The sequence below is a fragment of the Yinghuangia sp. YIM S10712 genome (assembly GCF_051388935.1).
In the GTDB taxonomy this organism is placed as follows: Bacteria; Actinomycetota; Actinomycetes; order Streptomycetales; family Streptomycetaceae; genus Yinghuangia.
The window spans coordinates 829,521-845,721 of sequence record NZ_JBPKBI010000002.1 but is presented as its reverse complement, the minus strand read 5'-3'; the positions used below and the strand labels follow the sequence as shown (position 1 = coordinate 845,721).

Genomic DNA, 16,201 nt, shown 5'->3' with positions numbered 1-16,201 from the left:
GTGCTGATCCGATGTTGACCATCGACCTCGCTCTCGCCGGGCTGGCCGTCGGCTCGATCGCCGCGCTGGCCGCGGTCGGGCTGATCACGTCGTACCGGGCCACCGGCGTGTTCAATCTGGGCTTCGGGGCGCTGGCGATGCTCATCGCCTACCTGCTGTGGCAGCAGGTGCACGTCTGGGGATGGCCCGTGGTCCCGGCCGCGCTGTTCGATGTGCTGGTCGTCGCCCCGGCGTTCGGACTGCTGCTGGAGCGCTTCGTCTTCCGGGGCCTCGCCCGGCGCGGCGCCGGTCCCGCCGAGATGCTCGCCGCGTCGCTGGGCGTGCTGGTGCTGCTGCTCGGCATCGCGATCCTGGTGTGGGGCACCGAGTCGCGCCTCGACCCGCCGACCCTCTTCGACACCGGCACCGTCGAACTGTGGGGCGGGGCGACGGTTTCCGAGTCGGCGCTGATCGATCTCGGAGTCGTCGTCGGGATCGCGGCGATCGTCGCGGCGGTCACGCGTTTCACGCGCTTCGGCGCCGAACTGCGCGCGGTCGTGGACCGCCGCGAACTCGCCGAGTTGAGCGGTGTCGCGGCCGACCGGGTCTCTGCGGTCGGGTGGGCCTTCGGGTCGATGCTGGCCGGGCTGACCGGCATCCTGCTGGCCCCGTACCTGCGCCTCGATCCGTTCGGGCTCACGCTGCTGGTCCTGGAGACGATCGGGGTCGCGGTCGCCGCGCGCATGGCGAGTCTGCCGGTCGCGATCCTCGTCGCGGTCGCCGTCGGCGTCGGGCAAAGCGAACTCACGCGCGTGCAACTGGACGGCAGGGCGCAGAACATACTGCAGGCGTTGCAGTCGAACCTGTTCGTCGTGGTGCTCCTCGGGGCGCTGCTGTTGCTTCCGCGCATGGTCGAGGTGGGCTCGCGTGGGTCGTATACGCGGATCGAGACAGGTCCGGCGCCGCGGCTGCCCGCGCTGTGGTGGCTGCCGTACCCGATCGTCCTCGCGGTGCCGCTCGCGTTGGACACCGAACATCTGCGCTCGGCACAGCAGATCCCGGCCCTGGCCATCATCTTCGTGTCCTTGGTGATCGTCACCGGATACGCGGGGCAGGTGTCGCTCGGACAGGCCGGGTACGCGGGCCTCGGCGCGTTGTTCGCCGCGTCCCTGACGAGCGGGAAGTTCCTCGGTCTGCCCGAAGTTCCCGGGCTGCTCGCACTTTTGCCGGCCACACTGCTGGTCGTGCCGATCGGTCTGCTGACCGGGTGGCCGGCAATTCGTCGGCGGGGCCTGGCACTTGCCCTCACCACGTTCGCGGTGGCCGTCGTGGTGAGCCGGTTCGTGTTCGCGCAGCCGATCTTCACCTCGGGGCTGCGGCTGGATCACCCGTGGCCGTTCGAGGGTGAACGCTCCTTCTATGTGCTGGAGTTGGTGTGCCTCGGGCTGGCGTTGCTGGTGGTACGCCGACTGCGTGTCGGGCGTCTGGGGCGCATGCTGGTCGCGACCCGCGACAGTGAGGGCGGGGCGGCGGCGTCGGGTATCGACGTTCCCGGCCTGAAGGTCTTCGTGTTCGCGGTGAGCGCCGGTGTCGCGGCTCTGGGCGGGGTGCTGCTGGGCATGGGCGGACGCTCGTTCGACGCTCAGACGTTCGACCCGATCATGGGCCTGATCTGGTTCGCGGCGGTCGTGGTCTTCGGCGTCGACAGCGCGGCGGGGGCGGTACTGGCCGCGGCGCTGATCGTCGGCCTCGACAGCGGCACTCGGGCGGGTGTCTCGACGATCGTCATCGGCGCGGGGGCCGTGCTGCTGTCGCGGATGCCCGGAGGCGCGCTCGCCACCGCGCGGCGGACGTTCGCACCGATGCTCACCGGGGACGCCGCCGCACGCCCCGGTCCGGTCCGACTCACCCCTGCCGGCCGCGTCCTGCGGCAGCGCGTACAGGACCGGCGGGCAGCCGACTCCGGTGCCGGGGGCGATTCATGACGGCACCTCAGGAGAGCGGCCGAGTGCTGCGGGCGGACGGGCTGGTCCGTCACTTCGGCGGGCTGCGAGCCGTCGACGGCGTCGACATGGCCGTGCCGCCCGGCCAGGTCACCGCGGTCATCGGCCCGAACGGCGCGGGCAAGAGCACGCTGTTCCACTGCCTCGCGGGGGCGCAGCGGCCGGACGCGGGCCGCGTCAGGTTCGGCGACCGCGACATCACACGGCTCGCCGACCACCGCCGCGCCCGGCTCGGCATCGCACGCACGTTCCAGGTCGTGTCCGTATTCGCGAGTCTGTCGGTCGCCGACAACCTGCGGGTGGGTGCGGAGAACCGGGCAGGTGCGAGTGCGACAGCCCGGCTGTTCGGGCTACCCGACGCGGCGCGCGGACGCACCCGCGACGTCGTGGACGACGCGCTCGCACGCGTCGGCCTCACCGCGCTCCGCGACGTCCCGTGCGGCCGGCTCCCCACCGGCACACTGCGGTTGGTGGAGCTCGGGCGGGCACTGGCGTCGCGTCCGTCCGTGCTGTTGCTCGACGAACCGGCCAGCGGCCTCGACGACACCGAGACCGCGCGGCTGCGGGCCCTGTTGCGCACGCTGGCCGGCGAAGGACTGGCCGTGTTGCTGGTCGAGCACGACATGGAACTGGTTTTCAACGTGGCCGACATGGTGCACGTGATGGCCGCCGGGCGGATCGTCGCGTCCGGCCCGCCCGCCCGCGTACGCGACGACGCGGCGGCCCGTGCGGCCTATCTCGACCCGGCGGCGGGCGACGGCCACCGCGAGGACGGTGAGAGCTGATGCCCGTCGCGCTGGCCGTGCACGACGTGCGCGTGCGCTACGGCCCGGTGGAGGCGCTGCACGGCGTCAGCCTCGCGTTCCCGGCACGGGCGGTCACCGCCCTCCTCGGCCGCAACGGCGCGGGGCGTTCGACGCTGTTGCGCACGATCGCGGGCGTGCTGGCGCCGTCGTCGGGCCGCATCGAGTGGGACGGCCGCGACATCACGCGCCGCACCGCGTCCGAACGCGCCCGCGACGGCCTCGCGTTGATCCCGGACGCCCATGGTGTCTTCACCGGCCTGCCGGTCCGTGACAATCTGCGCGTCTTCGCGGGCGGCGACGCCGTCGAGCCGGCGCTCGACGCGTTCCCGGTGCTGCGTTCGCGTCTGGGACAGCGGGCCGGGACCCTGTCCGGCGGCGAACAGCAGATGCTCGCGGTCTCCCGCGCCCTGCTGCGCCCATCAAGGGTCCTGCTCCTCGACGAGCTCAGCCAGGGCCTCGCACCGCGTGTGGTGGCCCGGTTGTACGAGGTCGTCACCGAACTCGCGGCGGGTGACCGGACCGTCGTACTGGTGGAGCAGTACGCCGGGGAGGCCCTGCGCCGGGCGGATGTGGCGTATGTGCTGCGCCGCGGCCGGGTGGCGTTCGCCGGGGAACCCGGCGAACTCCTCACCGGCGCGGACGCGTCGCTGTTCGAGTGAACGGCCGGGTCACCTCGCGGCGCCGCGCAGCACGACCGACTTGGGGTGCAGCAGTACGGCCGCGTCCTCGCGCGGGTCCGCGTCGTAGACCACGAAGTCGGCGGACGCTCCCTCCTCCATGCCGGGACGGCCGAGCCAGCGGCGCGCGGACCATGTCGCGGCGGACAGCGCGGCCGTTGTCGGCAGTCCCGCGCGGACCAGCTCCACGACCTCGCTCCCGACCAGCCCGTGTGCCAGCGATCCGCCCGCGTCGGTGCCGGCGTGGATCGCGATTCCCGCGTCGTACGCCGCACGCACGGTCTCGTACCGGCGTGCGTGCAGCGCCCGCATGTGCGCGGCGTAGGCGGGGAACTTCTCGGCCGCGCCGTCGGCGATGCCGGGGAACGTCGCGATGTTGACGAGCGTCGGCACGATCGCGACACCGCGCGCGGCGAATTCGGGGATCATCGCCTCGGTCAGCCCGGTCGCGTGTTCGATGCAGTCGATGCCGGCCGCGATGAGGTCGGGCAGCGACTCCTCGGAGAAGCAGTGCGCGGTCACCCGGGCGCCGGCCTCGTGAGCGGCGGTGATGGCCTCCCGGAGGGCGCCCGGCGGCCAGCAGGGCGCCAGGTCGCCGCGGTCGCGGTCGATCCAGTCGCCGACCAACTTCACCCATCCGTCACCGCGCCGGGCCTCCTGGACGACGTACGCGGTCAGGTCGCCCGGTTCGATCTCGTGGGCGTAGTTGCGGATGTACCGCCGTGGTCGGGCCAGGTGGCGGCCGGCGCGGATGAGCCGGGGCAGGTCCTCGCGGCCGTCGATCCACCGCGTGTCGGCGGGCGATCCCGCGTCGCGCAGCAGCAGCGCCCCGGCGTCGCGGTCGGCGAGTGCCTGGCGTTCGGTGGTGTCGTGGTCGACGGCACCGTGCGCGTCGAGGCCGACGTGGCAGTGGGCGTCGACCAGGCCCGGCAGCACCCAGCCGTGCACGGTGGCGGTTTCGGTGTGGCGTGGGCGTTCGAACGTGATCCGGCCGTCCAGCACCCACATCTCGTCGCGCGCGTCACCGGGGTCGGGGCCGGTGAGGATCGGGCCGATGACGTGCAACGCGGGCACGCTGTGGGGCGAAGCGGCGTTGTCTTCACGGCTCATGACGTTGCCTCCGGAGTCTCCGAAGCCGCGCGAGCCGGACGCGGAACCGCCACACGAGGCGCCTCAGCCCCTCCTTTGGCCGGCGCAGCCAACGGCGCCATCGGCCAGTCCCCTACGATGTGTTCGCCGTGTCCGGGCTTCGTGCGGTCGAGGTACGCCTGGAACGACGCTGCTTGTTCGGCCGCCCACGTGCGCTGCTCGTTGTGCAGGGTGCGTACGTCGAGTGCGGCCAACTTCGGGTAGCGCGCGCCGAGTTCGATGGCCAGCCGCAGGCATGCCTCGGCATCGGCGTCGGCGGTGTGCGCGTCCGCGAGGGCGATGCCGTAAAAGGTGCTGGTCACTTCCAGCGTCCGCTTCCCGCGGCGGAATCGGTCGAGTTGCTTGTCGATGACGAGCGGGTCGACGATCGGTCCGACGACGGGCACGCGCCGCGCGAGCGGAGTGCGGCCGTGGCGGCGCAACTCGGCCTCCAGGAGTGTCAGATCGAACACCGCGTTGTAGACGGCGACCGGCGTGTCACCGCGCAGGTATCCGGCGAGCGCGTCGGCGATTTCGTCGAGGCAGTCGACCGCGGGAAGCCCGTGTTCGCGCGCGTGCTCGGTGCTGACGCCGTGCACTGCCGTTGCCGCTTCGGGGATTTCGCGGTCGCCCGGGTGGACGAGCCAGGTGCGCCGGACGCCGTTCGTGTCACACACGGCCGCCGTGACGATGAAGTCGTTGTGCACGTCGACACCCGACGTCTCCAGGTCGAAGGCGGCCAACAGCCCTTGGTGCCACCCTTGGTGACCGCCCCGCGCGGGGGCGACGGGCCCCGGCTCACAGTCCTTGCAGTACGTCGTCCACTTCCCGTCGATGCGGGTCAAGACCCCTTCACCGGGCGGGACGTACGTCGAACAGGTGGCACAGGCAGCGCCATAACGGTTGGTTGCCACAGGCTGATGACCTCGCTCGATACGTAGTTTCACCTTGCGTCACGATGATCACCACGCTACGCGGTCAGGGTGACGCCGGACCTTTTGGCGCGCTTTCATGGCGATGTGCGAACACCCGTGCGGCGGAGGCCTCATGGCGCGTCGGCCGTCGTCGCGGCACCGGCTTCGCCGCCGACCGCACGCCGGGTCCGGCGCGGTGTCAGGATGTGCGCGTGCGCGTACTGCTCTCCGATGGTTTCGGTGTGACGTCCCGTCAAGTCGCTGTGCTGCTGGCCGAGGCCGGGCACGACGTCGACTTGCTCGCGCCTGCGGGCAGACCCCCGCTGCGTTATCCATCGTCGCTGCAACGGGCTTACGTCGTACCGGCGTTCGGCGCCGATCCGTGGGGGTGGTTGAACGCGGCCGAGAAGATCGTGCGCGAAGGCGGCCACGACGTCGTGATCCCGACCGGCGACCAAGTGGCGGTCTTCTCCCGGACGGACGTGGCTCTCACCTGGCTCGCCGGGCGTGTGGCGGTGCCGCGTTTCCCGGCTCTGGAACGCGTCCAGGACAAAATCTCCGCCGCCGTCACCCTCACCGAGATCGGACTCCCGCAACCCGAGTCGTTCGTCGTCCGCTCCGCCGAGGCCCTGCGCCAGATATCCGACCCACCCCTGTACGTCAAACTGCCCATCGGCAGCGCGTCCACCGGCGTGCACCACGTCACGCGCCGCGAAGAGCTGCTGCGATTGGCCGACCGGCTCGACACCGAAGGCGCGTTCGCCACCGACGGCGGCCTCCTGGTGCAACAGCCGGTACAGGGCCCGGTGATCAGCGCCCAGTCGGTGTTCGACAACGGCCGCCTCGTCGCCGCACACTCCTACCTGCACACCCGCCCCGGCAGCCGAGGCGGCGCCGCCGGCAAACGCGGGGTCGACCTGCCCTCGGTCAGCGAGCACATCACCTTGCTCGGCGCACACATCGGCTGGCACGGCGCGTTGTCGATGGACGGCATCCTGACCGACGACGGCCCGGTATGGATCGACGTGAACCCGCGCCTGGTCGAGCCGGCGAACGCCGCCCGCTCCGGCGTCGACCTGCTCGGCGCGCTGATCGCCGTGTCCCTCGGGCAGTCCCCGTCCTCCCTCCCCGTGGGCGAACCGGACGTCGTGACACACCAGTTCGTGCAGGCGCTGTGGGCGGCAGGCGAACAGAGCCGACGCGCGGTCTGGCGCGAACTCTGGCACGCGGCCACCCGCACGGGCCCGTACCGCGACAGCACCGAGGAACTTCTCGCCCCGCTTCGCGAACCGAAGGCGATTGCGGGCCTGTTCGGCCTGTGCGCCGCCCTGGTCACCGCACCCGCCGGGACACTCCGCCGCGCGGTGCGCAACGCGGACCGCAACGCGATGACCGCCCACACCTGGCAGCGAATCATCGCGGGCGCCCCGCCGGCACCGTGAGCGGGACCGGCTCAAGCCGCATGCCCTCGCGCGCGGACGCCCCCACGCTCTCCCCGGCCCGGTAGCCGCCTGCGACCGCACGCCTCGCACGCGGACTCCCTCCGGGCGGCCCAGGGCCGCGTCGTCCGAACCAGAGCACGTCGTGCGGCCCGCCGCCGGACGGGTGACCTTCGACCCACCGAGTCGTTGCCTGGTGTGTGACGGAATCGACAGATACGCGGCACAGTGCGAACAGCGGCAGCGCGCCGACCCCGTCGGTCCCGGCCGCCACCGGGCCGGGCGCCCCGCAGCCACGGACCCCACCGGACTCGGCCTCCCCCGCCGAACCGTCGGCCCCCTCCGGCCCGCCGGCCTCCATGGCACGCATCGCCATCGCGTCGTTCTCCGGCACGGCGATCGAGTTCTACGACTTCTTCGTCTACGGCACCGCCGCGGCACTGGTTCTCGGCGAGCTCTTCTTCCCCTCGTTCTCCCCGGTCGCCGGAACGCTCGCGGCGTTCGCGACCTACGCGGTCGGGTTCGTGGCCCGGCCCCTCGGCTCACTGTTGTTCGGCCACATCGGCGACCGGCTGGGCCGGCGTCCGGTGCTGGTCGTATCACTCCTCCTGACCGGTCTGGCGACCGTACTCGTCGGGGTGTTGCCGACGTACGACCACATCGGCGTCGCCGCGCCCGTACTGCTCGTGGTGCTCCGCTTCCTCCAAGGGCTCGGGCTGGGCGGCGAATGGGGCGGTGCGGTCCTGCTCGCCACCGAGCACGCGCCGGCGCGGCGCCGCGGCCTGTGGGCGAGCTTTCCGCAGACGGGCCCCTCCGTCGGGTTCCTGTTGGCCAACGGGGTCATGCTGGCGCTGTCCGCGAGCCTGTCGGACGCTCAGTTCGAGTCTTGGGGCTGGCGTATCCCCTTCCTGGGGGCGGGAGTTCTCGTCGCCGTGGGGCTGATCCTGCGTACCTCGATGGAGGAGACGCCCGCCTTTCGCGAGCTGACGGCTCATCAAGAGACCGCACGGGTGCCGCTGATCGAGGTCTTCCGCGACCACTGGCGGGTGGTGCTGCTCGCGTCCGGCGGCCTGGCGATCGGGTACGCGGTCTTCTACACCGTCACCACGTGGGCGCTCCACCACGGAACGCACGAACTCGACGTCAGCCGAACGACGATGCTCGCGTGCATCATGGTCGCGGTCGCCGTCAAAGGCGTGTGCACCCCGATCGCGGCGGTGCTGGGCGACCGCTTCGGCCGCAAGCCGCTGTGTGTGGCCGGCACCGTGGCCGTCCTGGTGTGGACGTTCCCGTTGATCGCGCTGTTGGAAACCGGCCACCCCGTCGCCATGACCGTCGGCTTCGCGGTCGCGCTGCTCGGCTTCATCACGATGTTCGCCGTGCTCGGCGCGTACCTGCCCGAGTTGTTCGAACCGCGCGTCCGCTGCACGGGCGCGTCGACGGCGTACAACCTGGGCGGTGTCCTCGGCGGCGCGCTCACGCCCATCGCCGCCACGGAGCTCTCGCGAGGCGACGGGACGCCCTGGCCCGTCGGCGCGTACCTCACCGTGATCGCCTGTGCGAGCCTGCTGTGTTTCCTGGCCCTGCCCGAAACCCGCCCGGAGCCGGAGCAGGCCGACTCGGCGAACAGGGCCGACCCCACCGAGAACGCCCTTCCCCCGGCAACCGCGTCGGCATGACCCCGGGTGGCCCGGTACGCCTCGCCGGCTCGGACTCCCCCGCACGGGGCTGGAGTTCTTCACCCGGAACGCCCACGATCAGCCCATGACCACCGCCGCGGAAATCCGCGCCCGCAACATCGCCACGCTGCGCCGCGCGCTGGCCGCCGTGGGGAACGTGGCTGCGCAGACAGCCGAGTACACCGAGGACGCGTTCCTCGAATTCCCCTACGCGTCCCCGCCCGTGCGCGTCGACGGCCGCCGACGGATCTGCGAATACCTCACCGCCGCACTCACCGTCTTCGAGATGCGGCTGACCGTCACCCGGATCCACGAGACAACCGAACCCGACACGCTGATCGCGGAGTTCACCAGCGAGGGCCGGGTCACGACGACCGGGAAACCGTACGCGAACACCTACATCAGCGTCGTGACCTTCCGGGACGGACTGATCGCCGGTCAAAGGGAGTTCTACAACCCCACGGTCGCGGCCGAGGCGCTCGCGCCGTGAGCGGAGCCCCACAAGGCGACCGCGCCGTCAAGCGCCCCCGCCTGAGGCCGTCTCGCCGCGCAGGTGCCGACGTGCCACTGCCAGACCGGCCACGACAGCGTCGTGGACATCGTCGGGGCGGTCAGCCGACACCGCCAGGAAACCGGCCGCGAAGGCGTCACCCGCGCCGGTGGGGCAGTGGATCTCGTCCGGCCCCAGCAGCCGGTGCCTCACGTACCGCCAGTTTCGCGCGCCGGCCTGCCGCACCCGAACCCCCTCCGGCGTCTTGACGAGCACATGTGTCGCGGCCGGGTCCACGTGACCGCGCACCGAGGCGAACTCCCGCCGGTTGAGGAACACCACATCCGCCGCCGCCAGCAAACCCCGCACCGCGGCCGTCGGCGCGGCGCACCACACGTCCCCCGGGTCCAGGCTGATCCGCGTCCCCGGAGCGTTCCGGCGCAGCACGCGAATCAGGCGCAGCAGCGCGCCCGGAGTGGCGTCGTCCAGAAAGGACGTGACGTGCACGGTGCCGAACCGGCTCAGGTACGCGACGATCTCCGCACGGCGTTCGTCCAGGTGGTCCGCCATGGACGTATTGGCCCCCGGATCGATGCGGAGTGCGCGGTTCCCGGCGTGTTCGACCGCGAGGCACACTCCCGCACGTGCCGCAGTGTCGTGGAGTGCCCCGACGTCGACTCCCAGTGCGGTCAGGTATTCGACGAACTGCGTGGCCGAGAAGGGGGCTTGCCCGGCCACGCCGACGAACCCCAGCCCCACGTCAGGGCGTACGCGGGCGATCCCGGTGACGGTGTTGAACGCGGATCCGCCGAGCGTGACGCGTCGCGGCAAGGACGCGACGGCGCACAGGAGTTCCTGCATCCGCGCGGCATCCACCCGCGACTCGGAGTCGGCGTCGGCGCCGTCGACCGTGGCCGGCGCCCGCACGATGATGTCGACGTTGAGCGCCCCCACACCCGCGACCGCGCGGCCCGGCCGCGGCCCGGGCCCGCCGCCGGAGGCGCCGCTGTCACCCCCGGCGGTCAGACGGCGACTCCCACCAATCGCAGACACCCGCCCGGGCATTCCGGCGACGGCGGCAGGGGTTCCACGCGGGTGTTCTGCGGCCAGCGCCACGGGCCCCGGTTGCCGACCAGGGGGTGGCCGACCTCAAGGGCCTGGACCACGGTCCCGTCGTGCACGAAGAACAGCACCGATCCGAGGCCGAAATCCGCCCGGTAGGGGAGCGTCGCCTGACAGCCGACCAGTTCGTCGACGTCCACCCCGAGGCTGCCGGGATCACCCGGTCGGGCGGCCACCACCGATGCCGGGAAGGCGTACACGACATCCCACTTCACCGGCGCCAGGTCGGCCAGCGCCTGGCCCGCTCCCACGCTGCGCACACCCGTCAGCGCGTCCCGGAGGCGTGCCGCGTCGCCGCCGTCGTGCGCGTACGCGACGGTGCAGGTCGTGTCGCGGTCGGCGTCGGCTTGGTCGGCGGCGCTGGTCACGTTGATCACGGCGTACACCAGATACGCGAGGAGCAGGGCAAGCACGCCGCGCGTCAGCCAACGCACCAAACGCCGTTTTGGGGCGGTGGCTTGTTCGAGCGATGACGTCACGTCAACGTTTCTACAGGACGGTTGCGTACCCCCGCGTCCGCCCTGGGGACCATCTGCGGCATTCGAGCGCACCTTTCCGGCCGGAAATATCCATGCGAACAGTGCAAAACGCTCCTGGTTCGTGACCTTGGCCACCACGCGCACCACGCGGGCGTGGCGCCATCGCCGAACGACAACAAAAAGAACAAAAACGAGCAATCAGGGCTTGAATCCGGCGACTCCCACGAAAGCCGGGCATTTGTCGGCGCCGACCGGAATGTCCTCGGCGGCGAGCGGCCGGTACACCTCGGCGACGAGCGGTCCGACCTCCGCCGCGACGGGGGCCAGCGCATCCAGGTCGAAGCCGTACAGTTCGGCCGCGTTGCCGCCGACCATCGCGGCGACCTCGTGCGGGTCGATGCCGCTGTAGGTGAGCCGGAGCGCCTCGCGGCTGAAAGGCGTGCTCGCCTCCTTGTGCGGATAGTCGCAGCCCCACATGATGCGGTCCACGCCGACCTGGTGGCGCATCGCAGCCTCGGCCCGGCGCTGGAAGCTTGCCCCGACGTGGCATTGGCGGGCCCAATACTCGCTCGGGGTGAGCGACATCGAGCCGACGAGCCCGTGGCCCCACTCGTACTCCTGCGACCCGACCGCGTGGCCCATGCGCTTCCAGTAGTAGTCGAGGCGGCGGCATTCCTCGGGGATCCAGGCGGTCCCCTGCTCGGTGAAGACGAACTGGAGTCCGGGGTGGCGGTCCATCGTGCCGGACACGATCAGGTGGGTGAACGCGCGGTGCGCCCACCACGAGACCTCGGTGAGGAAGACCACCTTGTCGGTGGGCGTGTCGCCGAACGGCGGAGCGGCCGAACCGGTGTGGTGGTTGACCGGGACGCCCAGTTCCTCGCAGGTACGCCACAGCGGCGCGTAGTGGTCGTACTCCCAGAGCGGGACCAGGCCCGATCCCGGCGGCGTGCCCGGCAGCAGCAGGCCTCCGGTCAGGCCCGCGCCCACGGACCACTCCACCTCGGCGATCGCCGCCTCCAGGTCGTGCAGCAGCACCTGGGCGATGCCGGCCCGACGGCCGGGGGCCGCCGCGCAGAAGTCGACCATCCAGCGGTTGTGCGCCTTGAGGCCTTCCCAGCGCAGCGCGAGGTCTCCCGCGTTGGCGGCCGGCGGCTGGTCGGTCAGCGACGGTTTGGGGAAGAACGGCGGGACGGTGTTCGGGTAGATCACCTCGGCCACCACGCCGTCGTCCTCCAGGTCGCGCAGGCGGCGGGCGGAGTCCCAGTTGCGGGTGCCCGAATCGCCGAGGAGGTCGTCGTACGGAACCACGTAGTCCCGTACCCAGGCGTCGAATTCGTCGTGCAGCCGGGCGGGCAGGTAGTCGCGGTACTCGTGGATGTCGCCACCGCCATGGCAGTCGGCCGAGATCACGGTGTAGCGCTCGGGACCGTCCCATACGGGGGTGTCGGTCGGGTCGTTCCGCACAGGGGCGTCGCTCATCGCGGCTACACCTCCAGGGCTTCCGCGTTCGGGTTGATCGCGGGTGCGGTGTCGTGGCCGGTGATCCAGTGCCGTCCGATCTCGCGGGCCGCCGCCCACTTCGTCTCCAGGTCGCGCACCGTGCCGTCCGGGCCGGTCTGGCCGAGGGTTTCGGGGGTGACGCCGATCCGCCGAGCGTGCGGGGCGAGGGCGGCCAGGTCGAACCCGTAGACGTCCGCGACCGCTTCGCCGAGCATGACGCGGGTCTCCTCGACCGGTACGTCCGCGAAGTTCTTGCGCAGGATGCGGTGCGTTTCGGGCCAAGTGCCCTCGGGGTGGGGGAAGTCGTTGCCCCAGCAGATGTTGCCGACGCCGATCTCGTAGCGCATCCCGATCTCGCGGCGCTTGGTGTTGGACGAGCCGATGAAGCAGTTGCGGTCGAAGTACTCGCTCGGCAGCAGCTTCACCTCGTCGAATCCGGCGAGTTTCGCGGCGCCGCGCGAGCCGAGCAGCAGCCGGTCCATGAACCAGAGCAGGTTCCCGACCCACCAGCAACCGGCCTCCGTCACACCGAACTTCAGGCGCGGGAAGCGCTCGAAGACGCCGGACCACAGCAGGAACCACAGGGGCCGGGCGGGCCACCACGTCACTTCGGTCACGTAGATGCCCAGGTGGTTGCCGTACGCGTCGCGGTCGGCGGGCCCGGAGTGGGTGACGACCGGCAGTTCGAGCTCTTCGCACAGTGCCCACACCGGGTCGTATTTGCGGTCGTGGTACGGCGCTTGGTTCATCCACATCGCCGGGATCATGACGCCGCCGAGCCCGTCCGCCTTGATGCGCCGGATCTCCGCGAGCACCTCGGGGAGATCGGCGGTGATCGGGATCAGCGCGACGCCGCGCCGACGTTCGGGCGACGTGCGGCACAGCTCGGCGAGCCAGCGGTTGTGCGCCTGTGCTCCCGCGAGCCCCAGCTCCGGGTCCGTGTCGCCGGACAGCCCCAGGCCGGCACCGAACGGCACACACGTGCGCGACTCGACGGCGTCCGCGTCCGGGAAGACGACCTCTGCGGTCACGCCGTCCTTGTCGAGTTCGGTGTCCCGCCGGTCGACTTCCCAGCCGCTGCGCAGCACGTCCTCGTTGGATTCGAACCAGTTCGCGGCGAAGTCCTCGTCGCGCACGCCGAGTTCGGTGATCGCCCGCAGCTGCTCCTCGCGTTCGGCAAGAAACCGGTCGAACGCGGCGTGGTGCCGGCGTGCGAGGTAGTCGCGGTAAAGCTCGGTCGGCAGTCCGGCGTGGGTGTCGGAAGAGATGATGGTGTAGGGGTCGAACTGGCTCATCGCGGCCCTCACTTGGTGTCGCTGTCGAGGACGAAGGTCTCCAAATACGTCGGGTTCGACCGTGCGAGCATGCTGCCCGACCGCGCGGTGATCTGGCGGTCGCTGTGCTCGCCGGGCGGCAGGATCCAGAAGCGGTTGGCGCGGATCCCCGCCACGACGTCGGCGGCGACCGCTTCGACGGGCGTGTACTCGACTTCCTCCCCGGCCTCGCGCATCGCCTTCTCCCACGCGTCGAGCGTGTTGTACGGGGTCTTGCGCGGCCGGGACTTCGCGAAGCGCTCGGGGCGGTTGCGGTACGACTCCCACAGTCCGGTGCGCAGCATCCTCGGCCCGGGGAACAGCACGGACGCGCCCAACTTGGCCTTCACCTGGTGGAGTTGGGCGTACAGCGCCTCGGTCATGGTCACCACCGCGGCCTTGGTGGTCGCGTACACCGACGCGTTCGGCAGCGGCGCGATGCCGCCGTCGCCGGACGAGGTGTTGACGACGTGGCCGTCGGTGCCCTGGGCGAGCATGCGCGGCACGAACGCCTGGATGCCGTGGAAGACCCCGAAGACGTTGACGGCGAAACACCAGTCCCAGTCGCGGGGATCGTGCTCCCACATGCGCCCCTCCGAGCCGGAGCCGATGCCGGCGTTGTTGCACAGCACGTGCACTTCGCCGTGGCGGTCGAAGGCGGCGTCGGCGAGCGCGAGCACCGAATCGCGGTCGGAGACGTCGGTGAGGTGGCCCATGACGTCGCCGCCGGAGTCGGTGAGGCGGGCAACCGCCTTGTGCAGCGCGCCTTCTTCGATGTCTGCCAGCACGACCTTCATGCCCTCGGCGACGAAGCGCTCGGCCATCGCGTATCCGATGCCGCTCGCGGCTCCGGTCACGACGGCGACCTTGCCGGTGAAGTCCTTCAGCATGGACGGGAGTTCCTTCGGTTCGCGGCCACGGCCGGGCGGACGGAGAAGAACTGATGTGACGTCAGACCAGGTCGCCCGGCGCGGGCGGGTCGTCGGCGATCTGCGCGATGTCGTCGTACCGCTGGTGGATGTAGGGCAGCACCAGGTCCGGCTTGACGTGCTCGGCGACGAATCCCCGCTGGTCGCTGGTGCGTTCGCCGATGGTGATGGACACCAGCCGGCGTACCGGCAGGTCGGCGACCGGGTCCGCGGCCGAGTCGCGCAGGATCACATCGCCGTCGACGCGCGCGGCCCACCGGTGCTTCTCGTGCCGGATGACGTGCACGAGCATCGGGTCGGCGTCGAAGCCGTCACCGTCCACGGCAGGCAGGAACTTGTAGTAGAAGCTCGTGGTCCGGCGCGGTTCGGGCAGCGGCAGGTCCTCGGTGACACGGCCTCGGATCTCGACGTAGGTCACACCGAGCCGGGTGACTCTCGCGACCACATCCGCCCCGTCGCGGTCGACGGTGACCTCTGCGAGCTTCTTGGGTTCACCGAAAACCTCGCGCCCCCCGATGACCGCGCGTTCGGTGGTCATCGGCATCGTCAACGTGTAGTCGCCCTCGACGTCGCCGTGTCGGCAGCGCACCGCGATCGCGCCGGCGCCGAGCGGACGGCCGTTGATGTCGCAGGAGGCGATGTTGGCCCGCACCAGCGGGACGTCGGCCGGGACGAGCGGCGGAGGCAGCACGGCGGCGACCGCCTCCGGGTCGGTCTCCCACAGCGCGACCACGCCGGTGGACCAGATCTGAGGCAAAACGCTGCGGTCCTTCCCCGCTTTGTCCAGGCTTTCGGGGGAACGCGCGCCGTAGCGGACTCGTGCCATGGGACCCCACCTCTTCCGCGTCTGCCCTGCAACCCTGTAACACTGTTACAGCCAGACGGCCGCGAGGTAAAGAGAGACAGCGAGTTGGCCGTACATCGCGCCCCGGGCGATCGCCGCACCGGCGCCGGACGCCACAATGAGCGCAATGGACGGAACCGGAGCCACCCCCAAGGGCACCGCCGCGCGGCCGACCCCCTCCCCGACCGGAACACCACCGACCCGGACACCGGCGGCCGGGGCATCACCGGCCGGCACGCCCCGCGTCACACGCGACGCCGTGCTCGACACGGCCATGCGCCTCGTGCGTGAGTCGGGGGCGCAGGGCCTGAGCATGCGCAAGCTCGCGGCGGAGCTCGGCGTCGCGGTGACGTCGATCTACTGGCACGTCGGCAATCGGGAGGCGCTGCTCGACGAACTCGTCGAGCGCGTCCTGCGCGACATGGGCGCGATCCGCGTACGCGGGCGCACGCCGGCGGCCCGCATCACATCGATCGCCCGCGCGAGCCGCCGCATGATCCTCGAACGCCCGCACCTGATCAGCCTGGTCCGCGAGCGCGGCCTCGACTCCCTGATGATGCTGCCCGCACGCAAGGCGCTCGTACGCGAGTTCGCCGCCGCGGGAGTACACGGCCGACGGGCGGCGCTCGCCGTACAGGCGGTGCAGTACCAGGTGGCGGGCTTTGTCCTGCTGGAGCGCAACCTCACCGGCGAACCTCCGGCGCTCGCGCAGGTGCAGGCGTGGGTCGACGAAGTCTCGGCCAAGGACCCGGAGTTGGGCCGCGCGCTGACCAGTCCCCCCGACGCCGACACCCTTTTCGACCTGGCCGTGCACGCGATCGTCGAGTCACTTCTGGGACCGGAACCGGGAAGCTGACGCCCTTCTTCGCGACCGGCCGTTCCGGTCTGCGCGTTCG

15 protein-coding genes are annotated in these 16,201 nt (G+C 71.2%); 7 read left to right on the top strand and 8 right to left on the bottom strand.

Features of this window, described 5'->3' with window-relative positions; all coding sequences use genetic code 11:
* The first annotated feature begins 11 nt into the window (after nt 1–11).
* Genes ACRX5W_RS09105 through ACRX5W_RS09095 form a run of 3 tightly spaced genes read left to right on the top strand, consistent with a single transcriptional unit; the run spans nt 12 to nt 3,447 of the window.
* The gene (locus ACRX5W_RS09105; RefSeq protein ID WP_436787443.1) at nt 12–1,964 is read left to right on the top strand and encodes an ABC transporter permease; all 1,953 of its coding nucleotides are present in this window, start codon (nt 12–14) and stop codon (nt 1,962–1,964) included.
* Nucleotides 1,961–2,767 carry an ABC transporter ATP-binding protein gene (locus ACRX5W_RS09100; RefSeq protein ID WP_436787442.1) on the top strand — a complete coding sequence of 269 codons (807 nt, stop codon included), beginning with the start codon at nt 1,961–1,963 and terminating at the stop codon, nt 2,765–2,767. The genes ACRX5W_RS09105 and ACRX5W_RS09100 overlap by 4 nt, the downstream gene beginning before the upstream one ends.
* The gene (locus ACRX5W_RS09095) at nt 2,767–3,447 is read left to right on the top strand and encodes an ABC transporter ATP-binding protein (RefSeq protein ID WP_436787441.1); all 681 of its coding nucleotides are present in this window, start codon (nt 2,767–2,769) and stop codon (nt 3,445–3,447) included. The genes ACRX5W_RS09100 and ACRX5W_RS09095 overlap by 1 nt, the downstream gene beginning before the upstream one ends.
* Before the next feature lie 9 nt (nt 3,448–3,456).
* Here the strand turns inward: ACRX5W_RS09095 and ACRX5W_RS09090 are convergent, their stop codons facing one another.
* Nucleotides 3,457–4,575 carry an amidohydrolase family protein gene (locus ACRX5W_RS09090; RefSeq protein WP_436787440.1) on the bottom strand — a complete coding sequence of 373 codons (1,119 nt, stop codon included), beginning with the start codon at nt 4,573–4,575 and terminating at the stop codon, nt 3,457–3,459.
* Nucleotides 4,572–5,438 (bottom strand): exonuclease domain-containing protein, encoded by an 867-nt coding sequence (locus tag ACRX5W_RS09085; protein ID WP_436787439.1) that lies wholly within the window; start codon nt 5,436–5,438, stop codon nt 4,572–4,574. The genes ACRX5W_RS09090 and ACRX5W_RS09085 overlap by 4 nt, the downstream gene beginning before the upstream one ends.
* 311 nt (nt 5,439–5,749) lie before the next feature.
* Between ACRX5W_RS09085 and ACRX5W_RS09080 the strand changes: the two genes are divergently transcribed.
* From ACRX5W_RS09080 to ACRX5W_RS09070, 3 genes are all read left to right on the top strand, one after another.
* Nucleotides 5,750–6,949: a hypothetical protein gene (locus ACRX5W_RS09080; RefSeq protein ID WP_436787438.1), complete on the top strand. Its 1,200-nt coding sequence runs from the start codon at nt 5,750–5,752 to the stop codon at nt 6,947–6,949.
* Nucleotides 6,950–7,305: 356 nt separating this feature from the next.
* Nucleotides 7,306–8,625, top strand: a complete 1,320-nt coding sequence (locus ACRX5W_RS09075) for an MFS transporter (RefSeq protein ID WP_436787437.1) — start codon at nt 7,306–7,308, stop codon at nt 8,623–8,625.
* A 49-nt stretch (nt 8,626–8,674) separates the two neighbouring features.
* Nucleotides 8,675–9,115, top strand: coding sequence for a nuclear transport factor 2 family protein (locus ACRX5W_RS09070; protein WP_436787534.1), 441 nt, complete (start codon nt 8,675–8,677; stop codon nt 9,113–9,115).
* Between the two features lie 27 nt (nt 9,116–9,142).
* Here ACRX5W_RS09070 and ACRX5W_RS09065 read toward each other — a convergent pair whose 3' ends face one another.
* The 6 genes from ACRX5W_RS09065 to ACRX5W_RS09040 all read right to left on the bottom strand — a co-directional run bounded on the left by ACRX5W_RS09065 (nt 9,143) and on the right by ACRX5W_RS09040 (nt 15,287).
* Nucleotides 9,143–10,069 carry a carbohydrate kinase family protein gene (locus ACRX5W_RS09065; RefSeq protein WP_436787436.1) on the bottom strand — a complete coding sequence of 309 codons (927 nt, stop codon included), beginning with the start codon at nt 10,067–10,069 and terminating at the stop codon, nt 9,143–9,145.
* A 68-nt stretch (nt 10,070–10,137) separates the two neighbouring features.
* The gene (locus ACRX5W_RS09060; RefSeq protein WP_436787435.1) at nt 10,138–10,716 is read right to left on the bottom strand and encodes a hypothetical protein; all 579 of its coding nucleotides are present in this window, start codon (nt 10,714–10,716) and stop codon (nt 10,138–10,140) included.
* 198 nt (nt 10,717–10,914) lie between these two features.
* Complete coding sequence (locus ACRX5W_RS09055; protein WP_436787434.1) at nt 10,915–12,198, bottom strand: amidohydrolase family protein; 1,284 nt, start codon at nt 12,196–12,198, stop codon at nt 10,915–10,917.
* A gap of 5 nt (nt 12,199–12,203) precedes the next feature.
* Nucleotides 12,204–13,514: an amidohydrolase family protein gene (locus ACRX5W_RS09050; RefSeq protein ID WP_436787433.1), complete on the bottom strand. Its 1,311-nt coding sequence runs from the start codon at nt 13,512–13,514 to the stop codon at nt 12,204–12,206.
* Nucleotides 13,515–13,522: 8 nt separating this feature from the next.
* A complete protein-coding gene (locus tag ACRX5W_RS09045) occupies nt 13,523–14,422 on the bottom strand; it encodes an SDR family NAD(P)-dependent oxidoreductase (RefSeq protein WP_436787432.1) in 900 nt (299 codons plus the stop codon).
* Nucleotides 14,423–14,483: 61 nt separating this feature from the next.
* Nucleotides 14,484–15,287 (bottom strand): acetoacetate decarboxylase family protein, encoded by an 804-nt coding sequence (locus tag ACRX5W_RS09040; RefSeq protein WP_436787431.1) that lies wholly within the window; start codon nt 15,285–15,287, stop codon nt 14,484–14,486.
* 145 nt (nt 15,288–15,432) lie between these two features.
* On the opposite strand from ACRX5W_RS09040, the gene ACRX5W_RS09035 reads away from it, so the two are divergent.
* Nucleotides 15,433–16,161, top strand: a complete 729-nt coding sequence (locus ACRX5W_RS09035) for a TetR/AcrR family transcriptional regulator (protein ID WP_436787430.1) — start codon at nt 15,433–15,435, stop codon at nt 16,159–16,161.
* The last annotated feature ends 40 nt before the right edge of the window (nt 16,162–16,201 follow it).

Coding starts and splice junctions, on each gene's coding strand:
- ACRX5W_RS09095 (WP_436787441.1), top strand. CDS start 2,767: ATGCCCGTCGCGCTGGCCGTGCACGACGTGCGCGTGCGCTACGGCCCG.
- ACRX5W_RS09090 (WP_436787440.1), bottom strand. CDS start 4,575: ATGAGCCGTGAAGACAACGCCGCTTCGCCCCACAGCGTGCCCGCGTTG.
- ACRX5W_RS09035 (WP_436787430.1), top strand. CDS start 15,433: ATGGACGGAACCGGAGCCACCCCCAAGGGCACCGCCGCGCGGCCGACC.
- ACRX5W_RS09045 (WP_436787432.1), bottom strand. CDS start 14,422: ATGCTGAAGGACTTCACCGGCAAGGTCGCCGTCGTGACCGGAGCCGCG.
- ACRX5W_RS09100 (WP_436787442.1), top strand. CDS start 1,961: ATGACGGCACCTCAGGAGAGCGGCCGAGTGCTGCGGGCGGACGGGCTG.
- ACRX5W_RS09105 (WP_436787443.1), top strand. CDS start 12: ATGTTGACCATCGACCTCGCTCTCGCCGGGCTGGCCGTCGGCTCGATC.
- ACRX5W_RS09050 (WP_436787433.1), bottom strand. CDS start 13,514: ATGAGCCAGTTCGACCCCTACACCATCATCTCTTCCGACACCCACGCC.
- ACRX5W_RS09055 (WP_436787434.1), bottom strand. CDS start 12,198: ATGAGCGACGCCCCTGTGCGGAACGACCCGACCGACACCCCCGTATGG.
- ACRX5W_RS09075 (WP_436787437.1), top strand. CDS start 7,306: ATGGCACGCATCGCCATCGCGTCGTTCTCCGGCACGGCGATCGAGTTC.
- ACRX5W_RS09040 (WP_436787431.1), bottom strand. CDS start 15,287: ATGGCACGAGTCCGCTACGGCGCGCGTTCCCCCGAAAGCCTGGACAAA.